Raw genomic sequence first — 25,015 nt, 5'->3', positions numbered from 1 at the left:
CCAGCCGGTCAGGCCGCGGGGCGGAAGCTGGCGAACACCAGGCGCAGATCCTTCTGGGCGGCCGCCCATTCGGCGTCGCTCGTCTGCCAGTAGATGCCGTATGCCTGATGGGCCGACGTCACCACTCCGCGGTTGTTCACATGCTGCCGCACGCCGGAGCGGTCGAAGGTGAACTCCCAGTCGGCCGCCTTGCGGAAGTAACCAACCTCACGGATGTGGATTTCGTGGTAGCCGGGGAAGTCGCCGCGGGCCACGCGGTAGTCGGCCTTGCCGCGCCAGTCGGCGACCGGGTTCCACTGTGGCTGCTTGGTCTGGTCGATCCCGAGCACGCGACCGGCCCCGCGGAAGTAGACCATGCCGTGTTCCTTGCTGCGCTTCCAGCCCGTGGGCACGTAGAGGGAGAAGCCGGTGGGGTCGCGGTAGAGGTTCCAGCCAGCGGGGAGAGCCGGCCGCTCGCCGCCGGAGCCGGAAGCGGCGGCGGAGGTGGCGTTGACGGTCGCGGGTGCGGCGGCCGAGGTGGCGGATGAGGGCGCGGACGAGGACTCGGCCGACGGGGCGGCAGAGGTGACAGGCGGCGCGGAGGCCGGCGGGTCAGCGGTCGGTTTGTCCGCATCGGACCGCAACGCCCACCATGTGACGCCGGCGGCGACGAGCAGGAGCACGATTCCGGCGGCGATCAGCGCCCGCATCAGGCGCCGCCGCCGGGCCGCCAAAGGCGCCGGTGACACGGGCGGCGCGGCCTGCGGGTGCGACGCCGGCGGCCGGGCGACCTCGGGCGACCGGTCCGACACGGGCGGCGCGGGCGACCGGTCCGACACGGGCGGCGCGGGCGACCGGTCCGACACGGGCGGCGCGGGCGACCGGTCCGACACGGGCGGCGCGGTGACCGGGGGCGGCGCCGGCGACGGGGCGGCCGCAGGCGACGGGTCCGGCGCGGGAGGCGCTTCCATCGGTGCTTCGAGCGCCACTCGCAGCCGCTTCTCCGCCTCTTCCGCGTCGATGCGCTCCTTGGGCGACTTCCGCAGCAAGCCCTCCAGCACCGGGAGCAATTCGCCGGCCTGCTGGGCCGGCCGCGGCTCCTCCGCGACGACCGCGGTGATCGTCTCCATGACCGAGCGGCCCGCATAGGGCGGACGGCCCTCCACCGCCGCGTACAGCGTCGCCCCCAGCGACCACAGGTCGCCGGCCGCGCTGGTCTCGCCGTCGCGCACCCGCTCCGGCGCCATGTACCGCGGCGACCCCATCACCAGACCCGAACTCGTCACCAGGCTCTCGCCGTCCACCGCGGCCACGCCGAAATCCGTGAGCACCACCCGCCCGTCGGTGGCGAGCAGCACGTTCGCCGGCTTGACGTCGCGGTGCCGTACCCCGGCCGCGTGCGCCGTCTTCAGCGCGTCCAGCACGGCCAGCCCGATCTCCGCCACCCGCCGCGGCGGCAGCGGGCCCTCCGCGTCGAGCACCTCCTGCAGCGAGCGGGACGGCACGTACTCCATCACGATCCAGGCGCGCCCGTCCGACTCGAAAGCGTCGTAGACCTGGGCGACACCCGGATGCGACAACCGGGCCGCGGCCCGCCCCTCGCGCAGCGTGTGCCGGCGCAGCGCCTCCTGGTCGGCGTCGAGCAGCTCGGGCGGGAGCAGGATCTCCTTGAGCGCCACGTCCCGGTCGAGGATCTCGTCGCGGGCCTGCCAGACACGACCCATGCCGCCCGCGCCCAGCGTGCGGCCCAGGCGGTACCGGTCGTGCACGTGGACCGGTCCGGCAGTCATGCCCGGCGATGTACCCGGCGGGCCCGCAGATCATTCGCCGGGCGGGCGCCCCCGCAGCACGTACTTCTGGATCTTGCCGGTCGAAGTCTTGGGCAGGTCGCCGAACGTCACCGACTTGGGCGCCTTGAAATGGGCTAGCCGGCTCCGGACGTACGAGATGATCTGCTCCTCGGTCGCGCTTGCGCCTTCCTTCAGCGTGACGTACGCGGCCGGGATCTCGCCCCAGTGGTCGTCGGGGACCGCGACCACCGCGACCTCCAGCACCGCCGGATGGTCGGCGATCACCTGCTCGACCTCGACCGACGCGATGTTCTCGCCACCCGAGATGATCACGTCCTTGAGGCGGTCGCGCAGCTCGATGTAGCCGTCGGGGTGCCGGACGCCGAGGTCGCCGGTGCGGAACCAGCCGTCGGGAGCGGCCGCCGCGGTCGCGTCCGGATCCTTGAGGTAGCCCAGCATCACGGTGTTGCCGCGCAGCGCGATCTCGCCCATCGTCCTGCCGTCGGCGGGCACGTCGGCGCCGTCCGCGTCGACGATGCGCGGCGTCAGGTTGACCATGTTCGCCACGCCCTGACGGGCCTTCATGCGGGCCTGGCCGTCGACGTCGAGCGCGTCCCACTCGGGCCGCCAGTCGCAGATCATCGCGGGGCCGAACGTCTCGGTCAGGCCGTAGAGGTGGGTCACGTCGAAGCCCAGCTCGGCCATCCGCCGCAGGATGGCCGGCGACGGCGGCGCTCCCCCGGTGGCGACCCGCACGACCCGGCCGCCGGGCACGCCGTCGCCCGCCTCGGGGGCGTAGGCCAGCATCGACAGCACCGTGGGCGCTCCGTTGAGGTGGGTGACGCGCTCGTCGCGGATCAGCCGCCACACCTCGGCCGGGTCCATCCGGGGCAGGCACACGTGGGTCGCGCCGGCCGCGGTCACCGCCCACGGGAAGCACCAGCCGTTGCAGTGGAACATCGGCAGCGTCCACAGGTGCACCGACGACGGCGACAGTCCGGTGTGGCCGGCCATGGCGACGGCTTGCAGGTACGCGCCGCGGTGGTGGTACATCACGCCCTTGGGCCGGCCGGTCGTGCCCGAGGTGTAGTTGATCGACAGCAGGCCACGCTCGTCGGCCGGCTCGATCACGCGCGGCGTCGCATCGGCCAGCAGCCGCTCGTACTCCTCCCCCGCGCTGATCCTCTCCACGGGTGTCCGCAGCTGGGCCGCGACGTCGTCGAAGTCGTGGATCAGGATCGAGGCCTCGGAGTGCGCGAGGATGTAGTCGATCTCCCCCGCCGACAGCCGGGTGTTCACCGCGACCAGCGGAACCCCCGCCCACGGCACCCCGAAGTTCGCCTCCAGCAGCACGTGGGTGTTGGGCGTCAGCACCGCCACCGGACGCCCTCGCGCCCGCGTGGCCAGGGCGCCGGCCAGGCGGCGGCATCGGTCGCGCATTTCCGCGTACGTCCACCGGCGCGCACCGTCGACGACGGCGATCCGGTCGCCGTGCGCCTCGGCCGAGCGGTCCAGGAACGACACCGGGGACAACGGCTCGAAGGACAGGCTGTGCTTCATCAATCGAATCCCTGCCACCGCTCCGCCGCGTTCCAAATACGCTCGAAGGCCGAGCAATAAAGATCGAATAGTAGACCGCCGTCGATCCGCTGAAGGCGTATCGCGGGGTTCAGGCTGGCCGGACTGCCGTAGACGTGCGGGTTGACGATCAACTGATCGTCGTACCGGAAAAGGCTGTTGTAAAGAGTTGTATTGTGCAGCCTTATCTCGGCGCCCTCGACGCCGACGAGGCTGCGGTAGTAGATCAAACTCGCACGAATGTGCGCCGACAACGTGTTACCCAGGCCTTCTTCCTCGTCGCGCACCGCCACCGCGGCGCAGGCCGGATCACCGAAACAGAGCCTTACGCGTACGCCTTCGCGGGCCCGCTCGGCGAGCTCGTCGGCGATGCGCGGCTGCACCTGCGCGAAGAAGGTGCCGGAGTGCACCAGAACGTCCACATTGGTGGTTGCCTCGCCGAGAAGCCGCAGCCAGGTCTCGCGCGGCACGCTCGCCCGATCGGGGTACAGCTCGATCAGCTCGGACCGGCCGGCGCCCCGGCCCTGGACGCCCCGGGTCAGGATGCTGGGCCAGAGATAGGTCTCGTCGGCGTCCAGCAATTTCGCCGCTGTCCAGCGATTTTGCCGATGCGGCACGCGCCCGTGCGACAGCCAGCGCTCGACGCTTTTCGTGTCGATGGCGCACTTGGCGGCCAACTCCTCGGTGCTTATTCCGCGCTGGAGCATGAGCGCTCGCAGTCGCTCGTTCGGCAGAGGCTTGGTCACATCGACAACCGTGCCGGTACGTACGGGCACTTTTCAAGTTTTTTCTTTGGACATTTCAGCTGGACGGTACGTCTCCGAAAGATCCCTACAGGGCGGGTGAAACGTCCCATCGACGTCCGTCAAACTAGCAGGCGCTTCGAGACGTTGATCAACATCAACGAAATCGTCAACAAAAACGTCGAGAGGAATGGTCCATGCCTATGGCCGTCCGGGACGCCGGGACACCGTACGCGTTCAGCAACGACCGGCCCACCGCCGCGCCGCTGCTGGACGCGCTCGGGCAGATGCACGACCCGTTCACCACCAGCCGGCTCGCCGAGGCGGGGGTCGCCCCGGGCGCACGCTGGCTGGAGATCGGCGCGGGGGCGGGCACGATCGCCGGATGGCTGGCCGACCGGGTCGGGCCGCGGGGCGAGGTGATCGCCACCGACGTGCGCCCGCAGCACATCCGGGAACACTCCGGAGTGACCGTCCTCGAGCACAACATTCTCGTCGACCCCCTGCCGGCGGGCCAGTTCGACGGCATCCACGCCCGCGCGGTCCTGCAGCACCTGCCGGAGCGGCGCGAGATCCTCGCCCGGCTGGCCGGCGCCCTGAAGCCGGGCGGCGTGCTGGTGATCGAGGAGATGGAGACCAACTGGACCCGGGCCGTCCTCACCACGCCCGACCAGCGCTTGCACGAGATCTTCGCGCACTACGAGACGGCCCTTTCCCAGGTGCTGCGCTCGGCCGGGCAGGACCCCACGTGGTGCCGGGGGCTGTTCGGCGCCATGGAGGACGCCGGCCTCGAAGACGTGGACACGCAGAGCTGGCAGGGCTCGTGGCGCGGCGGCACCGGGGCGGCGCTGCTCGCCTGGGCCGGCTCGACCGAGCAGCGCGAGCGCCTGATCGCCGCCGGCATGACCGCCGACGAGCTGGACCTGCTGGCCGAACTGGCACTCGATCCGCGCGTGGTCCTGCGCGGGATTCTCCTGCTGTCGACGATGGGTCGGAGGAAGGCATGATTTCCGTACGACGACGCGCGCTCGCCTTTGTTGCGGCGCTGACCCTGCTGGCCGCGTGCGACGGCGGCAGCGGCACCGAACAGAAGGCCGCCCCCGCGGCGGGCGGTGCGCTGAAGACGGTCACGTACCTGACCGGCGCCGGTGTGCAGGGTCGCGAGGCGTACATCTACGTGGCCATGGAGAAGGGGTTCTTCAAGGAGGCCGGGCTCGACGTCAAGGTGCAGCCCGGCAACGGCACCGAGCAGAACCTGAAGCTCCTGCAGTCCGGCCGGGCCGATTACGCCATCGTGGACATCACCGCAGCGCTCATCGCGTACGGCGAGAAGACGTTCACCGACTTCACCGTGGTCAGCGCCGTCCAGCAGCTGAACCTCTCGTGCATCATGGCGCTCAGCGACAGCGGGATCTCCCGCCCGTCCGACCTGGCCGGCAAGAAGATCGCCTACATCCCCGGTGGCGTCGTCTACACCCTCTTCGGCGCCTACGCCAAACTCGCCGGCGTGGACGCCAGCAAGATCCAATGGGTGCCGATGCCGCCCGCACAGATGGCGCAGAACCTCGCCGCCGGCAGCATCGACGCCGCCACCCAGTTCGCCGTCGGCAAGCCGGCCGTCGAGAACGCCGCCAAGGGCCGCCAGGCCGTGATCATGCCGTTCAGCACCTACCTCACCGACCTGTACGGCAACGGCCTGGCCGTCACCAAGAAGGCCCTCGCCGACGACCCCAAGCAGGTGAAGGCGTTCAACGACGCCATGCTCAAGGGCCTGCAGTACGCGCTGGAGCACCCCGACGAGGCCGGCGAGATCTACGCCAAGTACCAGAAACTCCAGCCCGCCAAGGTCGCCGCGGCCGAGACCACGCTGATGAAGCCGTACGTGCAGAGCGCCAACAGCGGCGGCGCCATCGGCGTCCTCGACCGCCAGCGGGTCGTCCGCAACATCGCCGTGATCCAGAGCGCCGGTATCATCCCCGCGGGCCTCAGCCCCGACGACGTGGTCACGTACGAGATCCCCACAGCCAAGAAGTAGGCAAACCGATCATCACCCGGATCCTTCTGCCCGCGCTCGGCGCGGTGGCGATGATCGCGGCCTGGTGGGCCGCGATCATCGTCCTCGGCATCGAGTCCTACCTGGCCCCCACCCCGCCGCAGGTGGTCACCGCCCTGGTCAACTCGATCGGCTACCTGGCCTCGAACGCGGTGACCACCCTGCTGGAGGTCATCCAGGGCTACCTGATCGCCGTCGGCCTGGGCCTGGCGGTAGGCGGCCTCCTGGCCACCTCGGAGACCATCGAGCGCGCCCTGATGCCCAGCATCGTCGCCGTCAACGCCGTCCCCAAGCTCGCCTTCGCCCCGCTGCTGCTGGTGTGGATGGGCTTCGGCCAAGGCCCCAAGGTGGTCATGGTCGTGCTCCTGTGCACCTTCCCGATCCTGCTGGCCTGCGTGGCCGGCCTCACCCGAACCCCCGCCGAGATGATCGAGCTGGCCCGCTCGCTCCCCGCGTCACGCTGGCAGATCCTCACGCGCTTCCGCTTGCCGGCCGCCATGCCCCAGATCTTCGTAGGTTTGAAGACCGCCATGCCGCTCGCCGTGATCGGCGCTCTGGTCGGCGAGCTCTCCGGTTCCACCGGCGGCCTCGGCTACGTGATCCAGAACGCCGGCGCCGACACCGGCACCGCTTTCGCCGCAATCACTTTGCTGGCCGCGATCAGCGTCGGCTTGTTCTACGTTTTGGTCGCCGCCGAGCGGATCCTCCTGCCCTGGGCCCGCGCCATCACCGACTGAGCGGTCGTCGGTGGCCCGGGCGCGTGCGTGGCTCGGCGTCGTGCGGCCCCTCGCGGTTGTCGCCGGCTGCGCTGGGCTGCCATGGCCCGGGCGCGTGCGTGGCTCGGCGTCGTGCGGCCCGTCGCGGTTGTCGCCGGCTGCGCTGGGCTGCCATGGCCCGGGCGCGTGCGTGGCTCGGCGTCGTGCGGCCCGTCGCGGTTGTCGCCGGCTGCGCGGGGCTGCCATGGCCCGGGCGCGTGCGTGGCTCGGCGTCGTGCGGCCCGTCGCGGTTGTCGCCGGCTGCGCGGGGCTGCCATGGCCCGGGCGCGTGCGTGGCTCGGCGTCGTGCGGCCCGTCGCGGCAATCGGTGGTTGAGCTGGGCTGCCATGGCCCGGGTCGCGGGCGGTTGCGGTGCTGCGGCCCGTCGCGCTCGCGGTTACGTCCCGCGATGTGGCGGCGCCTCTCACCCAGCAGGATCTGGTCCCGCATGCTGGCCCCACGTCCCGCCAACTGGCCGAGCCGTCCACTGTGCGAGATCCCTCCGGCGCCCGCGCCGGAAATATCCGTTTATAGCCACCAGCAGTTGATCGAGCGCCGCCAACGATGATGAGTTCCCGTTCGCCGCTAACAGGTACTCATCAAGATCTCAGCGCGAGGCCGCCAGGCACGAGGTGTGTCGGGCGCTGAGGTGCGCCGGGCGCGAGATGCGAGGGCGCGAGATGCGAGGGCGCGAGATGCGAGGGCGCGAGATGCGAGGGCGCGAGATGCGAGGGCGCGAGATGCGACGGGCGTTGAGGCCGCCGGGCGCTGAGGTGCGCCGGGCGCTGAGGTGCGCCGGGCACTGAGGTGCGCCGGGCACTGAGGTGCGCCGGGCACTGAGGTGCGCCGGGCACTGAGGTGCGCCGGGCACTGAGGTGCGCCGGGCACTGAGGTGCGCCGGGCACTGAGGTGCGCCGGGCACTGAGGTGCACCGGGCGCTGAGGTGGGAGGCAGGCGGCGGGTGACGGGCCGCATGACGGCCGACCACGCACGACCCCGGGCCATGGCGATCCAGCCCGGCCGGCGACAACCGCCACGGGCCCACGAAGCCGCACCACGCGCAACCCGGGCCATGGCAAGCGTCGCGTCTTCGAGAACGACCGCATCTCGCAGTCCCGCTGGATCTGGACCGCCGGTCGACGACAGGTTCATTCGCCGGCTGTGATCGCCGACGCTCCCGGAAGGGACGCCACCCGCGGCGTCTCCGCCTTTCCCGCGTCGCTGCATGCGCTCGCCGGAATGAGATTTTGAGCCTCTGGATTGTCTCATTTCGCCTGGTTACCGTCCGGTAACACTGCGGTAACCCAGGAGGCTGGACATGTCCGTTCGTCTTCGCATACCCGCTGCGCTGCTGGCCGCGACGCTCGCCGGGGCCGGCTTCGCGCCGCTCCCCGCCTCGGCCGCCGTCGTCTCCCGCGGCGTCACCATCCCCGACTTCTACACGCCGCCGGCGACGCTGCCCACGGCCAACGGCGCGCTGATCCGCAGCGAGCCCCTCCCCCTCGCGCTGTCGCTGCCCGGCATCGACTCCCGCCTCCCGGGCACCGCCACCCGGATCATGTACAAGTCCACCGACGCCGGTGGCGGCCCGGTCGCCGTGACCGGCGCCTACGTCGAACCGGCCGCCTCCTGGCGGGGACAGGGCGCACGGCCGCTGGTGGTTCTCGCGCCCGGCACGATGGGCCAGGGTGACCAGTGCTCCACCTCGCTGGCCCTGCAGAAGGGCCTGATCATCGGGACGGAGGACAACCAGACCACCCTGTCGATCGGGTACGAGGTGCTGGCCATGTACCGGCTGCTCGCCAAGGGCATCGCCGTCGTCGAGACCGATTACGCGGGGCTCGGGGCGACCGACCGGCTGCACACCTACGTCAACCGGGTGGACGAGGGCCACGCCGTGCTGGACGCCGCCCGGGCCGCCAAGGCGCTCTCCGGCACCTCGCTCACCGCGAGCTCGGCGGTCGGGCTCTACGGATACAGCCAGGGCGGCGGCGCGGTCGCCTCGGCGGCGGAGCTGCAGTCGTCCTACGCTCCCGACGTCAGGCTCAAGGCCACGTACTCGGGCGCGCCGCCGGCCAACCTGGCCGCGGTCACCGCCGCGATCGACGGCACCGAGCTGGTGGGCGCGCTGGGCTGGGCGGTCAACGGGTTCGCCCAGACCGAGCCGGAGCTGCAGCCGCTGCTCGACAAATACCTCAGCGCCGCCGGCCGCGGCGCGCTGAAGGACCTGACCACCATGTGCGTCGGCGACGCGCTCTTCGGGTACGCCTACCAGCGCAGCTCCTCGTGGACGACGACCGGCCAGTCGCTGTCCCAGATCATCGCGGCCGAGCCCCGCCTCAAGGCCTTCATCGGCGACCAGCTCATCGGCACGAAGAAGCCCACCGGGGTCGTCCGGGTGGCCACCGGCGTGATGGACAACCTCGTGCCGCACGCCCAGGCGCGCACGATGGCCGTGGACTGGTGCCGCCTCGGCGGCGACGTCGTCTACGCCCCGGTGATCCTGCCCAACGCGATCAGCCCGCTGCTCAACCACTTCGGGCCGCTGCTGAGCGACCAGGGCACGGCGGTGGACTGGCTCACCAACCGATTGGCCGGTCTGCCCTCGATCTCCACCTGCGGAATCCTGCCGATCCAGCCGTAGGCCCTGGGAGTCGCCCGGGGTTCCGCCGGACGGCGGCGGAACCCCGGGCCGGCTTGCGTCAGCCGAGCAGTTGCAGCTCGGCCAGCTGGGTCTCGGCGGCGCCGTGGTTGGCGGAGACGACGAGCCGGTAGCGCGAGTACGAAGCGCTGCCGGACACGGCGAACGGCCGGGTCTGGCGCCGGTCGGCGAAGTCGACGTTGGTGCGGGTGTCGACCGTCGTCCAATTTGTACCGTCGTTGGAGCCCTGCAGGGTCCAGTCTCGCGGGTCGCGGGTGGGGAAGTCGTTGGCGGACGTGAGCGTGTACTGCTTGACCGCCACCGCGCCGGTGAGCTGATCGGTGATGGTGGCGGTGTTCGCGAACGTCAGCCACTTGGTCAGCGATGTGTCGTCGGTGAGCGCGGCGCGTGCCTCGTTGGGGGCGTTCTCGCCGCTGACGGTTAGGGTGCCGCCGGTGGCCCGATCGGTCAGCCGCGCCGGCGCGGCCGTGCCGGTGGTCAGCGACGGCGGGATGGCCGCGTCGCCGGTGCCCCAGGAGGACGGGCTCGACCCCATGGTGAAGGTGAGCGTCCCGCCGGCCGTCAGGTCGGCGTGGGTGAGGTAGTTCTTCGTGTAGGCGGCGCCGTTGAGCGTGGCGCTCTGGATGTAGCGGTTGGTGTCGCTCACCCCGGGCGCGCTGACCGTGAGCGTCCGGCCGTTCTCCAGCGTGATCGTGGCTTTCGGGAAGAGCGGCGCCCCGATCGTGTAGTCGGTGCTGCCCATCCGGGCCGGGTAGAAGCCGAGTGCGCTGAAGACGTACCAGGCCGACATCTGGCCGTTGTCCTCGTCGCCGAGGTAGCCGTTGCCGTTGCCCGCGCCCGAGCTGTAGAGCTTGGTGAGGACGTTGCGCACCTGGTTCTGCGTCTTCGACGGGGTGCCGGCGTAGTTGTACATGTAGAGCATGTGGTGGATGGGCTCGTTGGCGTGCGCGTACTGGCCCATGTTGGTGTCGTAGGCCTCGCGCATCTCGTGGATGACCCCGCCGTAGCAGCCGGGGAGGTAGTCGCGGGAGGCTGCGATCACCGAGTCGATCTTCGCGGAGAGCTGGGCGCGCCCGCCGTACAGGTTGGCCATGCCCTGCGGGTCCTGCGGCGCCGGGAGCGCGTAATGCCAGGCATTGCCCTCGGTGTACTCGCAGCCCCACGACTGCGGTTTGAAGTCGGCGTCACTCGTACGCCAATTGCCGTTGCTCTGTTTGCCGCGGAAGAAGCCGACCGATGGCGAATAGAGGTTGGCGTAATCGAGGGTGCGATTGCGGAAGTACGCCGCGTCGTCGGTCTTCCCGAGCGCGGTGGCCATCTGGTAGATCCCGAAATCGCTGGTGGCGTCCTCGATCGTCCAGGAGAGCGAGTCTCCGCGTACGTCCGAGGGCAGGTACCCCTTGAACGGCGAGACCTGCAGCCCGGAGCGGCCGTTGGCGTTGGACGAGTAGACGGTCGCGTTCTTCACCGCCGACGCGTACGCCGCCTGGTAGTCGAAGTTGCGGATGCCTTTCACGTACGCGTCCGCGAACGCCAGATCCTGATTCGTGCCCGGCATGACGGCCTTGTTCCACGGGCCCGACCAGCTCGGCGTCCAACCGGCGGTCTTGTATACGTTGACGAATCCGTCGAGCATCTCGCCGGTCTTCGTCGGCGACAGCAAGGTATACAGCGGCCACACGGCGCGGGCGGTGTCCCAGAAGCCGTTGTTGACGTACATCTGGCCGTCGCGGAGCTGGTTGTCGTAGGGGCTGAAGTACTTGCGGACCCCGCCGACCATCTCGGAGCGGTTGTTCGGGTACATGTAGACGCGGTACAGGTTGGAGTAGAAGGTCACCAGCTGGTCGGTCGTGGCGCCCTCGATGGCCACCTTGCCGAGGACGGCGTTCCACTGGGCGGCCGCTTCATCCCGTACGGAATCAAGGGTTTTCGAACCCACCTCCTGGGTGCGGTTCGCGGCGGCCTGGGCCACGCTGATCCAGGATGTCCCCATCCGCAGGGTGACCTGTTCGTTCGCGGTGGTGGCGAAGCGGATCCAACTGGTGGCGCCGCCGCCGCTGACCTGGCCGGTCGCGGCGATGGCGTGGTCGACGGCGGCCGAGAAGTAGAGCCGTTGCCCGTTCTGGTCGGTGTATCCGGAGATGGTGCGCCCGGCGGTGTCAACGGTGATCGAGCCGCTCGCGCTGTCGATGGTGTCGAAGAGGATCACCGACTCGGAGGCGGAGGGGAACGTGAAGCGCATGACCCCCGCGTGGTCCGTCGGTGCGATCTCGGCCGTGATGCCGTACGTGTCAAGCCTTGTCTTGTAGTAATGGGCCTTTGCGACCTCGTTGGCGTGACTGAACGTGGACTTGCGGGCGTCCGGCGTGGCCTTGATGCTGCCGGTCATCGGCATCACCTGCAGCTGCCCGTAATCGGCGACCCAGGGGCTCGGCTCGTGGCTGATCGCGAAGCCCTGGACGGTCGTCGCGCTGTACTGGTAGAGCCAGCCGTCGCTGTTGCCGCTGGTCACCGGCGTCCAGAAGTTGAAGCCGTTGGGCACGGTCGCGCCGGGGAAGGTGTTGCCGCGCGAGTAGCTGAAGTCGGAGTTCGAACCGCGGCGGGTGTCGACGTAATCGGCGAGGGAGGCGGCCGCGGCGTCGGCGGTGATGCTGATGTCGTCGAAGTAGCCGCGGAACGTGCCGGTCCCCTCGGGCCGGTCGTAGCCGATGAGCACCCGGTCGATCGTCTTGCCGGCGACCGTGGCGCCGATCGCCGAGGTGACGTAGTTCCAGGTGTTGAAGCTCAGCACGCTGCTGCTGCCCTGGAAGCTCGGGTGCACGCGGACGCCGTGCTGGTCGACCGCGCCCGAGTCGCGCAGGAACGTGCCGTCGGTGAACGCCAGGTCCACGGCCACGTCGAGGTTGCCGCCGCTCTGCGGATACACCCAATAGGACAGTGTGGTGGCGGCGGCGACGGGGATGTCGACGTCGAGGATCCGGTTGTACGAGAAGCTCGAGGTGGCGCTGGTATCCGAGCCGGAATACATGAGCGCGGTGGTGCCGGTGTGGGCGGTCTCGGTGCGGGTGCCGCTCTCCATGCCGGTCAGGCCGCAGCAGTAGCCGCCGACACCGGCGCTGCTCTCGACGCTGTTGGTCCAGGTGGGTTGAGTCTGGCCGGACTCGAATCCGGTGACGAGGTCTCCTGCCGCCGCGGCGGCGCTTGCGGGGATGGTGATCGACGCGGCGGTGATCAGGACGGCGACCAACTGTTTGATCATGGGACTCCTTCAAGGGAGTGGGGATGCCCATGACAACGTTGTCGGCCGCCGCCTGACCAGTCAAGACCTTCGATGTCGCTTTCGGCTACTTCACCTGGATGGTCTTCGATGTCGCAACCGGCGCGAGCGAGGCGTCGTCCGTGTACGGCCGCATCGAGTCGTTCGTGACGGTCACCGTGACCTGGCCGCGGCCCAGCGCGGTCAGCTTGCGCGTCACCGGGTCGAGGATCGCCACCTTGCCGCTGTGGCGGGCCTCGGCGATCGCCCGGTCACCGCTGCCGATCGCGAGGTTGCGCGATCCACTCCAGTGCACCGACATCGGGTAGCGCAGCGGCACCACCCGGGTGCCGGTCGACACGCCTTCGGGCTGGACGATGCTGCCGCTGAGCTCTTTCGTAGTGCCCTTTTCGAGCGTCTCCGGCGCGTTCAGCGTGATCGACTGAGCGAAGGCGCGGACGTCGGCCTCCAGCCACTCGTTTTTGTCGCGGGAGACGGACCAGTCGACCCAGCCGGTGAAGCCGCCCCGGTCCGGCGTGCCGTACGGGTCCTTGCCCGACGACGGGTGCACGAAGTACGGGACGCCCTCGATCCGGTGGACGTTCGCGATCTGCGCGTGCGAGCCGAGCATGACCGCGCCCTTGTCGGTCTTGCTGCGGAAGTCGGTGAGCAGCTTCTCGATCAGCGCGACCTCGGTGCGGTCGCCGAGCTGGCTGGACTTCGTCTCGGCCGGGTCGTCCACCGGGTGGTGGGCGGCCACGACCACGTTGCGCACCGACGGGTCGCGCTGCGCGTCGGCGAGGGCCTGCTGGAACATCGGCCACTGATCCCAGGCCGTGCCGCGCAGCGTGCCGAGCGAGCTGGCCAGCAGGATGAAACGGGTGCCCTTGTGGTCGAAGGTCCGGTACGGCCGGCCGAACTCCTTGGTGAAGTTGGTCAGGTCCGACTGGGTGTTGTTGAGCCCGTAGGACTCGTGGTTGCCCGGCACGTAGTAGCAGGGCACCGTGCCGGGTTTGCCAGAAGGCTCCTGGCCGGCCGGGACCAGGTCGCAGCCCGCGTCGGTGAGCACCTGCCGGGCCAGCGAGAGGTCCTGCGGCAGGCCCCGGTCGGTGATGTCGCCGTTGAGGATCACCAGATCGGGCTTGGTGGCCCGGATCCGCCGGATCTCGGCGGTCGCCACCTGGGCCAGGGCCGGGTTGTCGGCGGTGAACTGCACGTCCGACATCGACGCGAAGTTCCACGTGCTCCTCGACGAGGACAGCGTGCCGTCGGCCGAGATCAGCCGGTCGGCGACCAGGGCGGGCTCGGCCGGCAGGTCGATCGAGGTGGGCACGTCGGCCTCGATGCGGTTGAGCACGAACGTGCCCGCCTTCTGGGCGGCCACGCTGGTGTTGATGCCCTGGAAGCTCGAGATCGAGATCGGGAACACCGTGTTGCCGGGCAGCGTGAAGGTGGCGTACTGCCAGTCGGCGCTGGGGACCAGGGCCGTGCCGTACACGCCGGAGGCCTTGCCGTTGCCGTCGTAGTAGCCGACGTAGGTCAGGCCGCTCGGCACGGCGATGCTCGACTTCATCCGTACGCGCAGGCGCAGTGGCTGGCCCGGAACGGTGACCCGGTTGGCGACCGAGGTCGCGGAGATGCCGACGTTGCGCATCGCGGCGAAGTCGATCTTCAGGCCGTCCGGGTCCTTCGAGAAGGTGGTCGCGGCGGTGCTGTTGTTGCGCCAGCGGGCGAGGACGTCGTCGCTGAACTCGTACGCGGTGACGTTCTGCACGCCGATCGTGATCGGCAGCTGGACCGACTTGCCGGCCACCGTGACGGTCAGGATCGTGCCGGCCGCCTTCAGCGGGACGACCTTGAGGTTGCCGCCGACGGACTGGACTTCCACGACGCTGTGGTCGTACGTCAGCTTGAGGTCGGACGGGTCGATCGGGGCGGTGTAGCCCTGGTTGTCGCGCCCGGTGACGCTGACCGTGGCGGCCTGGTCGGCGGTCGCGTCGGCGATGCTGAGCCGCTCGGCGGAGAGTTCCACCTGGTCGAGCGCGCCGAGCACCTCGATCCTCTTCGCGGCGATCTCGTGCCCCTCACTTGCCGTGACGAAGATCTTCTTGCTGCCGGCCCTGACCACGCCGTCTTTGATCGACCCGCCGACGGCGTGCCAGCGCACCGACTTCTGGTTCACCGCGACCGGGGTCTGGTGGTTGTCGACGCCCTTGGCCACGAGCGGCCGGTGCAGGCCGGGGAAGACCTTGTCGCCGGCCGCGGAATCGATCAGCAGGTCGTGCAGCTTGCCGTCGCCCGGGGAGACGAACACGCCGACGCCGTTGGGGTCGTTGCGCTCGTGGCCGTCGGACGGCACATTCCGTACGGTCGCCTCGGTGTCGCCCAGCTCGCGGGCGACCATCGTGCTGGAGCCGCCGCCGTCCAGGTTGACCGCGGTCTGCACGCCGAGCGCGGCGAGGTCGCGCGCCTCCTTGTCGATGCCGACGCCGCCCTTGCCGGTGCCGCCCGGTCCGTCCCAGGTGGCCAGCACCAGCGTGCGGCCGCCGTCCTTGAAGCCCAGCGCGGTGCGCGGCGCGATCGAGGTGTCGAGGCCCGGCACGACCTTGCCGCCGGAGACCACGGTCCCGCCGTTGCCGAGGGCGAACTTCATCGCCTTGGAGGCGTCGTTGGACAGTCCGTACGAGAGCGTGACCGGGTCGCCGGGGGCCAGCGCGCGCAGCGCGGCCGCCGAGGTGCCCCGCCCGGCCAGCACGAAGCCGTCCGCCGGGATCGCGCCCGAGCCGGCCGGGCCGGTCGGCGCCACCGAGACGACCTTGCCGCCGGCCACCACGACTTCGGCCACCTGCGCGACGTCGACGCTCGTGAAGCCGCCGTTGCGGCCGGCCGTGCCCCACCCCGCGGTGAAGGCGACGAGTCCGTCGGCCGGGACGCCGCCGCCGTTGGCCGCGTTGATCGTCAGGACCTTGTGGTCGGTGCCGGCGAACGTCGCCTTGGCGTCGACGGCGAGATCCACAAGCTGCGCTACGCCGTCCTTGCTGACGCCGACGTGCTGGCGGCCGTTGGCGTCGGCCGTCTTCAGCAGCTGGCCGTTCTGGATCTCGCCGCCCAGCGCCGCGTTGGTGTTGCCGATGTCGAAGAACTCGCCGTTCACGCCGGCCACCGCGCCGGCCTTGTTGGCGGCGGTGCTCAATGGGCCGCCGGACGCGACCGGGCCGGAGGTCAGCAGGTCGGTGCTGACCGCGCGGTTGGACAGGTCGACGGTCAGGAAGCGGGCGTCGTACCAGCCGCTCGCGTCGAGCGCCTGCACGTGCTTCAGGTCGATCCCCGGACCGATCCTCTCGGCGGTGTCGATCAGCGGGATCCCACCGGTGGCAGGCGCCGCATTCGCGGGTGCCGGCGACGCGAGCAGCCACGCGGCCGTGGCGAGGGTGCCCGCCAGCAAGGCCTTTGTTCTCATGTGGTTCCTTCGGTTGAGCTCTTGGAACAAACCGAAGCTAGGGATCTTGACCGACGCGGGCGTGAATCGCGCTCGGACTTCCTGTGAACGGTTGAACTGCGCGAGACGCAGGAGTTGTATCGAGATTTATGGATACGTCCGTGTTCCGCCGCAAGCCGGTCGACGACATCGTGAGCGACGAGGAGACCGGCCTCCAACGCTCGCTCGGCCTGTTCCAGCTCACCGCGATCGGCGTGGGCGGCATCATCGGGGCCGGCATCTTCGCGCTCGCCGGCGCGGTGGCCAACAAGACCGCCGGGCCGGCCGTGGTCATCTCGTTCCTGATCGCCGGCGTCGCGTCCGCATGCGCCGCCCTCTCGTACGCGGAGTTCGCCGGCCTGATCCCCCGGGCCGGATCGGCCTACACGTACGGCTACGCGGTCCTCGGCGAGATCGTCGGCTGGTTCATCGGCTGGGACCTGCTGCTGGAGTACACGGCGATCGTCTCGGTGGTGGCGATCGGCATCTCCGGCTACTTCTCGTTCCTGCTCGACGACGTCGGCATCCACCTGCCCGGCTGGATGCTCGGCGCGCCCGGCACCGGCGACGGGCACGTGGTCGACCTGTTCGCGGTGCTGCTGTGCCTGCTCATCGCGTACCTGCTGAACCAGGGCATCCGCACGGCGGCCCGCGCCGAGACCGTGGTCGTCGGGATCAAGGTCGCGGTGGTGCTGCTGGTCATCGTGGTCGGCGCGTTCCACATCAACACCGCGAACTACACGCCGTTCTTCCCGTTCGGCTTCGGCGGCGCGGTCACCGGCGCGGCCACCGTCTTCTTCGCGGTGTTCGGCTACGACGCGATGAGCACCGCCGCCGAGGAGTCCCGCGACGCCCGGCGGCACCTGCCGAAGGCCATCATCTGGTCGCTGGTCATCTCGATGGTGCTGTATGTGCTGGCCTGCCTGGTGCTCACCGGCATGCAGCACTACACGGAGATCGACCCGGAGAGCGGCTTCTCGTCGGCGTTCGCCTCGGTCGGGCTCTCCGGCCTGGCCGACATCATCGCGGTCGGCGCGATCGTCGGCATCCTCACCGTGATGTTCACCTTCATGCTCGGTGTCACCCGCGTCTGGTACTCGATGAGCCGCGACGGGTTGCTGCCGTCCTGGTTCGCCCGCCTGCACCCGCGGCGGCAGGTGCCCAGCCGGGTGACCTGGATCGCCGGCGTCGTCTCGGCGCTGTTCGCCGGGTTCCTGCCGATCGAGGAGGCCGCCGAGCTGACCAACATCGGCATCCTGCTCGCCTTCGTCGTCGTCTGCGTCGCCGTCATCGTGCTCCGCTACCGCCGGCCCGACCTGCCCCGCTCGTTCCGCCTGCCGGCCATGCCCGTGGTCCCGGCGATCGGCGTGATCTTCTCGATCTGGCTGATCACGTTCCTGTCCCCGATCACGTGGCTGCGGTTCGCCGTCTGGTTCGTGCTGGGCATCATCGTGTACGCGTTCTACAGCTACCGCCATTCCGCCCTACGCTCGGACCGTGATCCGAGCAGTGATCGTTGACGTCGACGACACCCTGAGCCTGACCGAAGCCGCCTCGTACGACCTGGAGAACGAGGTGCTCGCCCTGATGGGCCGCGCCCCGATGACCCGGCAGGCGCACCTCGCCACGTGGGGCGAGCCGCTGCTGGACGCCATGCCGCACCGGTCGCCCGGCGTCGACCTGGGCCGGTTCGCCGAGCTGTTCCCGGCCGCGAACCGGCGCTACCTCGCCGAGGGCCGGCTCGACGTGATCCCGCCGGAGAACCTCGCCGCCCTCGACGCGCTGGTCGAGGGCGGCCGCACGGTCCTGCTGCTCACCTCGCGGGCCGAGGCGGAGGTGTTGCACCTGCTCGCGCCCGACCACGCCCTGGCAAGTCGGGTGACCGGCGCCTACCACCAGGGCAACACCCGCTTCCGCAAGCCCGACCCCCGGGTCTTCGACGAGTTGCTCGCCGAGACCGGCTTCCACCCTGGCGAATGCGTCTACGTGGGCGACTCACCGGGCGACGCGGTGGCCGCCGGCGGGGCCGGCATGGCCTTCATCGCCTGCCTGCAGAGCGGCGTACGCCGGCTCGACGAGTTCGAGGCCGCGCACGTCACCGCCGCCGTCGGCACCTTCCCCGAGATCATTTCCGCGATACGAGCGCTTGAGGAACGCGGCGAAGACCAGCCCGAGAACCATGCCGAAGGCGGCGCCCAGCAGCGGTGAATGCGCGAAGGTCGCGCCGCCGAGGCGGCCCAGGCCGATCGCGTACGCGGCCCAGGCGGCACTCGCCAGCCCGCTGAACAGCCGGAACCGTCCGCGAGGCAGCCGCACCGAGCCCGACGTCATGGCGGTGGCGGTCCGGCCGTACGGGAGAAATCGCCCGACCAGGATCGCGACCCCGCCGTGACGCAGGAGCGCAAGCTCCGCCTTTCGCTTCGCCGCGCCCAGCCGCCCCTTGCGGATCCGGCCGCCCGCCTTGCGCCCGAGCAGGTAGGAGACGCGGTCGCCGGCCATCCCGCCCGCCACCACGGCGGCGGCGAGGGCGACGAGGTGGGGGCGGCCGGTCGCCGTGAGAGCACCCAGACCGATCACCACGGTCTCGGACGGCACGATCGGGATGAAGCCGTCGAGGGCCACCGCCGCGAACACGATCAGATAGAGCCAGGGCGACGAAACAAGCGGCATGAGCTGGTCAAGCATGCCTTCGACCGTACGGATCCGAGCGCGCCCGCCACGATGGTGCGACCACGCCGATCAGGGGTGGGCATAACACCACCGTTGATGGGCGTCTTTCATCGCGCGCCTTCCGTCGGCCGCGGTCATCCCGCTCCTGTCGTCGGGCGCCCTCATCGCCCGCCGTCACCGCCCGCCACCGCCGCGCGCCACCGCCGCCGCCGTCACCGCGCGCTGTCACCGCCCGCCGTCACCGCGCGCTGTCATCGAGCCAGGCAGGCGACGGCGAAGACGGCGGCCACCACGCCGTAGAGGTGGACGGTGTGCAGTCGCTCGCGTAACAGCGAGCGGTTGAGCAGCAGCGTGACCGCCGGGTAGAGGGACGCCACCACCGCCGCCGGGGTGAGCGCGGCCGCGGCGGCCGCGAGGAAGGCGGCGTCGGCAGCGGCGTCGGTCGCGCCGACCGCGATGATCGGAGCCCGGAGCAGCGTGCGGTCGCAGCGGCCGAGGGCGAGCGCGAGGATCAGCGCGCCGATGCCCTCGGTGATGCGGGCGATGGCGAGCGCCCAGACCGGGTCGGTCGCGCCCGCTTCGGGCAGGAGCACGAAATAGACGCCGAAGCCGAGCGCCGCCCCGAGCGCACACAGATTCGCCGACCGCTGCATGCGACGCCGCTCGCCGTCAGGTAGGCGTTTCTCGCCACTGGGTAAGTGGCGCTCGCCGCTGGGCACGTGGCGCTCCCCGCTGGGCACCTGCCGCTCGCCACTGGGCACGTGCCGCTCGCCGTTTGGCACCTGCCGCTCGCCGCTGGGCAGGTGGCGGTCGCCGCCGGGCACGTGGCGGTCGCCGCTGGGCACCGGCCAGCTTGCCATTGTGGCGCCGACCAGGCCCATCGTGACTCCCAGGGCGGCGCCTACGCCCAAGCGCTCGCCGTGCAGGAGGCCCCACCCGACCGGGACCACCGCCGCGACCGCGGCGACCGGCGCCACCACGGCCGGGGAACCGTCCCGCATCGCGCGGTAGAGCAGGCCCATCGACGGCAGCCCGACCAGCCCGGCCGCGACCGCCAGCCACAACCGGTTGTCCCAGACCGGCGGTATACCCCGCACGGCCACCACCAGCAGCGCCAGCAACATAGCGGCGATCCGCGACCCGATCAGGATCGTCAGGACCGGCAAGCGGCGCGCCAGCAGGCCGGCGAGGAAGTCGGAGAGCCCCCACGCGGCGGCCGCCCCCGCGGCCGCCGTCATCACCCAACCCATGCCCGTCAGGAGGCTTCGCCGTCGGCACCGGATACACACGAACTCATGCCGGGGATGATGCCGACCACAAAGCCGCAGGTCAGTCGCCCGCACGTGGGCGTCCGACCGGGCTAACCCGATCGGCGGGCGTGTCACAACCGGCGTCACTGCTCGGTCAAGAGGACATGCTGAGTTTCGAGACGGATATTCGTCCGCTCTTCCGGGAGAAGGACCGCAACTCCATGCTCTGGATGTTCGATCTCTGGTCGGCCGCGGACGTCCGACAGCACGCGGAGCGCATCTTCGGCGCCGTCGCCCGCGGTTCGATGCCGTGCGACGGGTCGTGGCCGGAGGAGAGCGCCACCCTGCTGCGGCGCTGGATCGACGAGGGTGGGCAGGACTAGTCGATCACCACGTCGCGGCAGGCGGTGAACCGCACCTCGGCGGTGGCTGTGGTGGTGGCGGTGGCGGGCAGGCTGGCGTTGGCGTGCAGGCGCAGGCCGCTCGTCGCGGTGGCGTCGACTGCCGGGACCCCGTCGAGCTCGAAGCGGTTCTCCTCGATCAGGATGCCGCTGTGCACCGGCTCGTCGACGCGGGGCGCCCGCGGGTCGACGAGGATCGCGGGACCGCCGGGGTCGATGAACTCGTTCGCGCGGATCGTCAAGTCGCGCACCGGGCCGGACTCCCACCACTCGTTGGCGTCGGCGGAGACGTAGATCGCGGCCATCCCGGGGCGCTCGAAGCGGTTGCGCTCGATCCGGATCGGCCGCCGGGTGGTGACCAGCACGGCCCGGGTCGGGGTGTTCCGGAAGACGTTGCCGGTGATCTCGACGCTCGGGGTGCGGGAGACGTTCTCGACGGCGCTGACGCCGGCGAGCCCGGCCGGCAACGGCACGTCGGCGGTGAGGACGATGCTGGTCAGCGGCTCCCCGGGGTCGCCGGGTTGCCGGACGTCGCGCACGCCGGCCTCGGCGACCGGGCGCAGGGTGGCGCGGTCGACCACTTCGAAGCGCTCGCCCGGCGTGAACTGCGCCAGCCCCGCCGTCTCCGGGTGGGCGAACTGCAGCAGCAACGTGTCGGTCCGCGGCTGCTCCGCCACCCGCAGGTAGGTGCCGTGCACGTTGATCGGATCGTCGTGCGAGCCGTCGAAGACGCTGTCGCGCACCACGACCCGGCCCGAGCAGCCGGAGACCTGCAGGAAGTCGGCGAACCCGGCGCTGTGCCGCCGGGTGCCCGGCGGGGGACGGAACTCGCAGTCCTCGACCGTGAGGTCTCGGCTGTGCTGCGCGACCACCCCGAATCCGTGCAGGTAGCGGAACCGCAGCCGGGACAGCGTGACGTCGGCGCTGCCCGTGATGAGCGCGCCGGGATGATCACGCACGGTCCGGCGCATGGCATAAACCAGCCCCATATCGTACGGCTGCGCGCGGTGCCCGTACTCGATCCGCACCTCCCGCTCCCCCACCCGATGCATCGCCGCGACGTCGCGGAACAGCGGGTTGTCCACCCGCCGCGCACGCCCGGCGGCAACGTCGAAGACCTGTGTGTAGTCGAGCCCGTTCCGTCCCCACCAGGCGAAACCACCGGCGGGAGTGGGTTCGCCGTGCCAGAGGACGGACCGCCCGGTGACGGTGAAGCGGGTGACGGCGGGGACCCGGATCAGCCGGAAGCCCGGGCCGGCGTCGGCCACAGTGGCGTCGACGACGGTGGGCACGGCGTAGTCGAACTCGAGTCCCTCGACGCGGACCCGGGCCGAGTCGAGGACCGCGAACGTGGTCTGCAGACCGTGCACGACAAGGCGGGCGCCCTCCCCAGTGAGAAGGAGGTCGTCGATCGACTCGATGAGTATGGCGACTGTCTTGATGCGATGCCGCGGGTCGGCCCCGACGGTGTTGGAGACGTAGAGCTCGCGCCGGTTCTCCTCCTGCGGCCAGACGTGATATTCGCCGGGCGGGAAGCGGAGCACCACCGGGCCCGGGGTGGCCCTCGCGACGCGCAGGGCCGCACGGATGGCGGGCCCGGCATCGTCGAGGGAACCGAAATCGGTGACATCGAGGAGCACCTAGAACGCCTCGAAGGTGAAGCCCATCCGGACCCGCGACGCCCGGAACTCCGCACTCGGACGCACGGCCGGCCCACAGCTCGCCGACCCCAGCCCGGTCACCCCGGCCGCGAGGTGCAGCCAGAGCAGGCTCCCCTCGACGAGCTCGTTGGTGTGCCGAGCCCGCTCCAGCTCCGCGGTCGACCAGGGGCGCACGGCCACCTCGAACGGACTGTCCCCTTCGATGCGCAGCCCACCCTCGGGCGTGGCCAGGCGCAGCGAGCTGACCTCCGAGCGGTTGCCGTTCTCCTGCGGCACCACGTAGGGGGTCTGCGCCTCGCGGACGGTGAGGCTGTGCCGCCCGTGCCAGTTGGCCGAGCGGGAGTCGGGGTAGCTTTCCCCGGGCCCGAGCCCGAACCACTCGAATCGCACGTCGCCGGGCGCGGGAGTGCGCAGGGCGAGCGCCACGCCCAGGCGGGGCAGCGGCAGCCGCCATTCCCCGAGGCGCTCGATCTCGACATCGAGCCGGACCGCGTCGCCGACGGCCGACCAGCCGTAGGTCATCTCGAACCCGCTGTCGAGCCCCGCCGGCAGATATCGGCCCGCCCTCTCCAAAAGACGGTCCAGCCCGGCGGCCCGCCACGTCTTCTCCAGCGAGAACCGGTCGTTCTCGGTAGGCGCCCGCCACGTGTCGAGGGCGATGCTCGCGATCGGGAAGGGACCGAGCCGCTCCGGCTGGATCGAATGCCCGGCCGCCGGGTCAGAACGCCCCCAGCCCGAAAGCTCCGGCGCGGCGCGCTCGTGGGCCGACTGCGCCGTGGCGGCCGGGCGCTTCTGCGCGCGTGAGAGCACGGCCCCCTCGACCGTCGCCGTCACCATGAGCGCGGCCTTCGGCAGGTGGAGCCGGTGCGACGCCAGCGGCGCCACCACGGGAACCTCGAGGACACCGGCGTCGGCCTCACCTGACCACGAGAAGACCACATCCTTGGTGGTGGTGAAGCTCCACCGGTTCTCGACTACCAGATCGTCCCCGTCGATCCGCAAGCGGACCGGAGTCTTCACGGCGGCCAGCTCGGCGAGGCCGGGTGACGGCGTCCGGTCCGGGAAGACCATGCCGTCGATCACGAACGAGCCGTCGTGCACGGCCTCGCCGAAGTCGCCGCCGTAGCGGTAGGCGCCCTCCGAGGCGATGCCGTGGTCGATCCACTCCCAGATGAAGCCGCCGGCCAGCCGCGGGTGCGCGTCGATGATGGCCTCGTAGTCGGCCAGCCCGCCCGGCCCGTTGCCCATCGCGTGCCCGTACTCGCACATGATCATCGGCAGGCCGCGGCGACGCCGGTCTCGCCCGGGGTCGGCGAGCGCCGGCTCGTCGTGCCGGCCGATCGCCTCCAGCTCGTCGTAGCCGGGATACATCCGGCTGTAGACGTCGACGCTCTCGCACTCGGCGTCGCCCTCGTAGTGGATCGGCCGGGTCGTGTCGCGCCCGGCCGTCCAGCGGGCGTTCGCGGCGAGGTTGCGTCCCCAGCCGGCCTCGTTGCCGAGCGACCACATCACGACGCTGGGCGCGTTCTTGTCGCGTTCCACCATGCGCCGCATCCGGTCGAGGTAGACGCCGGCCCAGGCGGGGTCGTCCGACGGGTTGCCCCGCCAGCCGACCAGCGAGAAGCCGTGCGTCTCGATGTCGCACTCCTCGATCACGTAGAGCCCGTGGCGGTCGCAGAGCTCCAGGAAGTACGGGTCCGGCGGGTAGTGGCTCGTCCGTACGGCATTGATGTGATGTTGCTTCATCAGTGCGACGTCGTGTTCCATCCGCTCGCGCGGGACCGCCCGCCCGGTCGCGGGATCGAAGTCGTGCCGGTTGACGCCGCGGAAAGTCAGCGGCGCGCCGTTGAGCGTGAGCCGGTCGCCCTCGATCCGGACCGTGCGGAAGCCGATGTCGAGCGAGACGGTCTCGGCGTCGGTGCGCACGAGCAGGCGGTAGAGGTTTGGCTGCTCCGCCGACCACGGCCGCACCCCCGCGACCCGATCGCCGTCGAGCTCGACGCCGGGGATCTCCCAGCTGACCGGCAGGCTGCTGGACGCCTCGACCCGCAGAATCCCGTCGCCGGTCAGATGGTCGTAATCGGCCACGACCCGTACGTCATCGATGCCGCCGTCCGGGCGGTGCAGCAGCGCGACGGATCGGAAGATGCCGGACAGCCACCATTGGTCCTGGTCTTCGACATAGCTCGCGAAGCTCCACTGCCGCACCCGCACGACCAGTTCGTCTTCGGCGCCGGTCAGCAGCGCGGTGACTTCGAACTCGACGGTCAGCCGACTGCCCGTGGACCGACCCACGAGCGTGCCATTGATCTCGGCCTCGAACCACGAGTCGACGCCGTCGAACCGCAGCAGCACCCGGCCGCCGTCCCAGTCGGCCGGACGCCGCACGGTCCGCCGGTACTCGCCCACCGGGTTGTCCGCCGGAACGTGCGGCGGATCGATCGGGAAGGGGTAACGGACGTTCGTGTACGCGGGCGCGCCGTACCCGTTGAGCTGCCACTGCCCGGGAACCGGCATCTCGCCCCGCGCACCGTCCAGACTGAACTGCCAGACGCCGTCCAGCGACAGCGCGCCGGCCGTGGTCCTCAGCCGGGCCCTCGGCGGCTCGGCCCCGGTCGGCGGTGCGATGGTCTCGTGCGGTGCGGTCATTTCCAGCTCCAAGATTTCCCGGGTACGAGATCCGCGGTCACGCGCCGATCCCCGCAGCTCACCACGATCGACACCGGCCGCCGGGCACGC

General features: G+C 70.7%; 15 protein-coding genes and 1 pseudogene. 7 read left to right on the top strand and 9 right to left on the bottom strand.

Going from position 1 to position 25,015, the window contains the following annotated elements:
* Nucleotides 1-8 precede the first annotated feature (8 nt).
* Genes ACQPZX_RS12825 through ACQPZX_RS12815 form a run of 3 tightly spaced genes read right to left on the bottom strand, consistent with a single transcriptional unit; the run spans nucleotide 9 to nucleotide 4,093 of the window.
* Complete coding sequence (locus ACQPZX_RS12825; protein WP_433379068.1) at nucleotides 9-1,769, bottom strand: protein kinase domain-containing protein; 1,761 nt, start codon at nucleotides 1,767-1,769, stop codon at nucleotides 9-11.
* A gap of 30 nt (nucleotides 1,770-1,799) precedes the next feature.
* A complete protein-coding gene (locus ACQPZX_RS12820) occupies nucleotides 1,800-3,329 on the bottom strand; it encodes an AMP-binding protein (protein ID WP_433379065.1) in 1,530 nt (509 codons plus the stop codon).
* On the bottom strand, nucleotides 3,329-4,093 hold the full coding sequence (locus ACQPZX_RS12815) for an XRE family transcriptional regulator (RefSeq protein ID WP_433379062.1): 765 nt from the start codon (nucleotides 4,091-4,093) through the stop codon (nucleotides 3,329-3,331). The genes ACQPZX_RS12820 and ACQPZX_RS12815 overlap by 1 nt, the downstream gene beginning before the upstream one ends.
* Nucleotides 4,094-4,287: 194 nt before the next feature.
* Between ACQPZX_RS12815 and ACQPZX_RS12810 the strand changes: the two genes are divergently transcribed.
* The 4 genes from ACQPZX_RS12810 (at nucleotide 4,288) to ACQPZX_RS12795 (ending at nucleotide 9,542) form a co-directional block, all read left to right on the top strand.
* Nucleotides 4,288-5,097 carry a methyltransferase gene (locus tag ACQPZX_RS12810; protein WP_433379059.1) on the top strand — a complete coding sequence of 270 codons (810 nt, stop codon included), beginning with the start codon at nucleotides 4,288-4,290 and terminating at the stop codon, nucleotides 5,095-5,097.
* Nucleotides 5,094-6,125 (top strand): ABC transporter substrate-binding protein, encoded by a 1,032-nt coding sequence (locus ACQPZX_RS12805; protein WP_433379056.1) that lies wholly within the window; start codon nucleotides 5,094-5,096, stop codon nucleotides 6,123-6,125. The genes ACQPZX_RS12810 and ACQPZX_RS12805 overlap by 4 nt, the downstream gene beginning before the upstream one ends.
* Before the next feature lie 50 nt (nucleotides 6,126-6,175).
* On the top strand, nucleotides 6,176-6,880 hold the full coding sequence (locus tag ACQPZX_RS12800) for an ABC transporter permease (protein ID WP_433385210.1): 705 nt from the start codon (nucleotides 6,176-6,178) through the stop codon (nucleotides 6,878-6,880).
* A gap of 1,336 nt (nucleotides 6,881-8,216) precedes the next feature.
* Nucleotides 8,217-9,542 (top strand): lipase family protein, encoded by a 1,326-nt coding sequence (locus ACQPZX_RS12795; protein ID WP_433379053.1) that lies wholly within the window; start codon nucleotides 8,217-8,219, stop codon nucleotides 9,540-9,542.
* Nucleotides 9,543-9,600: 58 nt separating this feature from the next.
* Here ACQPZX_RS12795 and ACQPZX_RS12790 read toward each other — a convergent pair whose 3' ends face one another.
* Entirely contained in the window at nucleotides 9,601-12,819 is a 3,219-nt protein-coding gene (locus ACQPZX_RS12790) for a GH92 family glycosyl hydrolase (protein WP_433379050.1), read from the bottom strand.
* An 85-nt stretch (nucleotides 12,820-12,904) separates the two neighbouring features.
* Complete coding sequence (locus ACQPZX_RS12785) at nucleotides 12,905-16,276, bottom strand: phosphodiester glycosidase family protein (protein WP_433379047.1); 3,372 nt, start codon at nucleotides 16,274-16,276, stop codon at nucleotides 12,905-12,907.
* Nucleotides 16,277-16,404: 128 nt separating this feature from the next.
* Here ACQPZX_RS12785 and ACQPZX_RS12780 point away from each other — a divergent pair, with 128 nt between their 5' ends.
* Both ACQPZX_RS12780 and ACQPZX_RS12775 read left to right on the top strand, forming a co-directional pair.
* Complete coding sequence (locus ACQPZX_RS12780; RefSeq protein WP_433379044.1) at nucleotides 16,405-17,814, top strand: amino acid permease; 1,410 nt, start codon at nucleotides 16,405-16,407, stop codon at nucleotides 17,812-17,814.
* Entirely contained in the window at nucleotides 17,792-18,502 is a 711-nt protein-coding gene (locus ACQPZX_RS12775) for an HAD family hydrolase (RefSeq protein WP_433379041.1), read from the top strand. Before ACQPZX_RS12780 ends, ACQPZX_RS12775 begins: the two co-directional genes overlap by 23 nt.
* An 84-nt stretch (nucleotides 18,503-18,586) precedes the next feature.
* On the opposite strand, the pseudogene ACQPZX_RS12770 reads toward ACQPZX_RS12775, so the two are convergent.
* A pseudogene (locus tag ACQPZX_RS12770) lies at nucleotides 18,587-18,964 on the bottom strand (DedA family protein); the annotation flags it as partial.
* Between the two features lie 251 nt (nucleotides 18,965-19,215).
* Entirely contained in the window at nucleotides 19,216-20,202 is a 987-nt protein-coding gene (locus tag ACQPZX_RS12765) for an EamA family transporter (protein WP_433379039.1), read from the bottom strand.
* A 176-nt stretch (nucleotides 20,203-20,378) separates the two neighbouring features.
* On the opposite strand from ACQPZX_RS12765, the gene ACQPZX_RS12760 reads away from it, so the two are divergent.
* The gene (locus ACQPZX_RS12760) at nucleotides 20,379-20,597 is read left to right on the top strand and encodes a hypothetical protein (protein WP_433379036.1); all 219 of its coding nucleotides are present in this window, start codon (nucleotides 20,379-20,381) and stop codon (nucleotides 20,595-20,597) included.
* Here the strand turns inward: ACQPZX_RS12760 and ACQPZX_RS12755 are convergent.
* Nucleotides 20,594-22,255 (bottom strand): right-handed parallel beta-helix repeat-containing protein, encoded by a 1,662-nt coding sequence (locus tag ACQPZX_RS12755; protein WP_433379033.1) that lies wholly within the window; start codon nucleotides 22,253-22,255, stop codon nucleotides 20,594-20,596. The genes ACQPZX_RS12760 and ACQPZX_RS12755 overlap by 4 nt on opposite strands.
* The gene (locus tag ACQPZX_RS12750) at nucleotides 22,256-24,925 is read right to left on the bottom strand and encodes a glycoside hydrolase family 2 TIM barrel-domain containing protein (RefSeq protein WP_433379030.1); all 2,670 of its coding nucleotides are present in this window, start codon (nucleotides 24,923-24,925) and stop codon (nucleotides 22,256-22,258) included.
* Nucleotides 24,926-25,015 lie beyond the last annotated feature (90 nt).

The sequence above is a fragment of the Actinoplanes sp. CA-142083 genome (assembly GCF_050942195.1).
Lineage (GTDB): Bacteria > Actinomycetota > Actinomycetes > Mycobacteriales > Micromonosporaceae > Actinoplanes.
The sequence above is the reverse complement of the archived record's forward strand: the minus strand, read 5'-3'. Positions and strand labels throughout refer to the sequence as shown.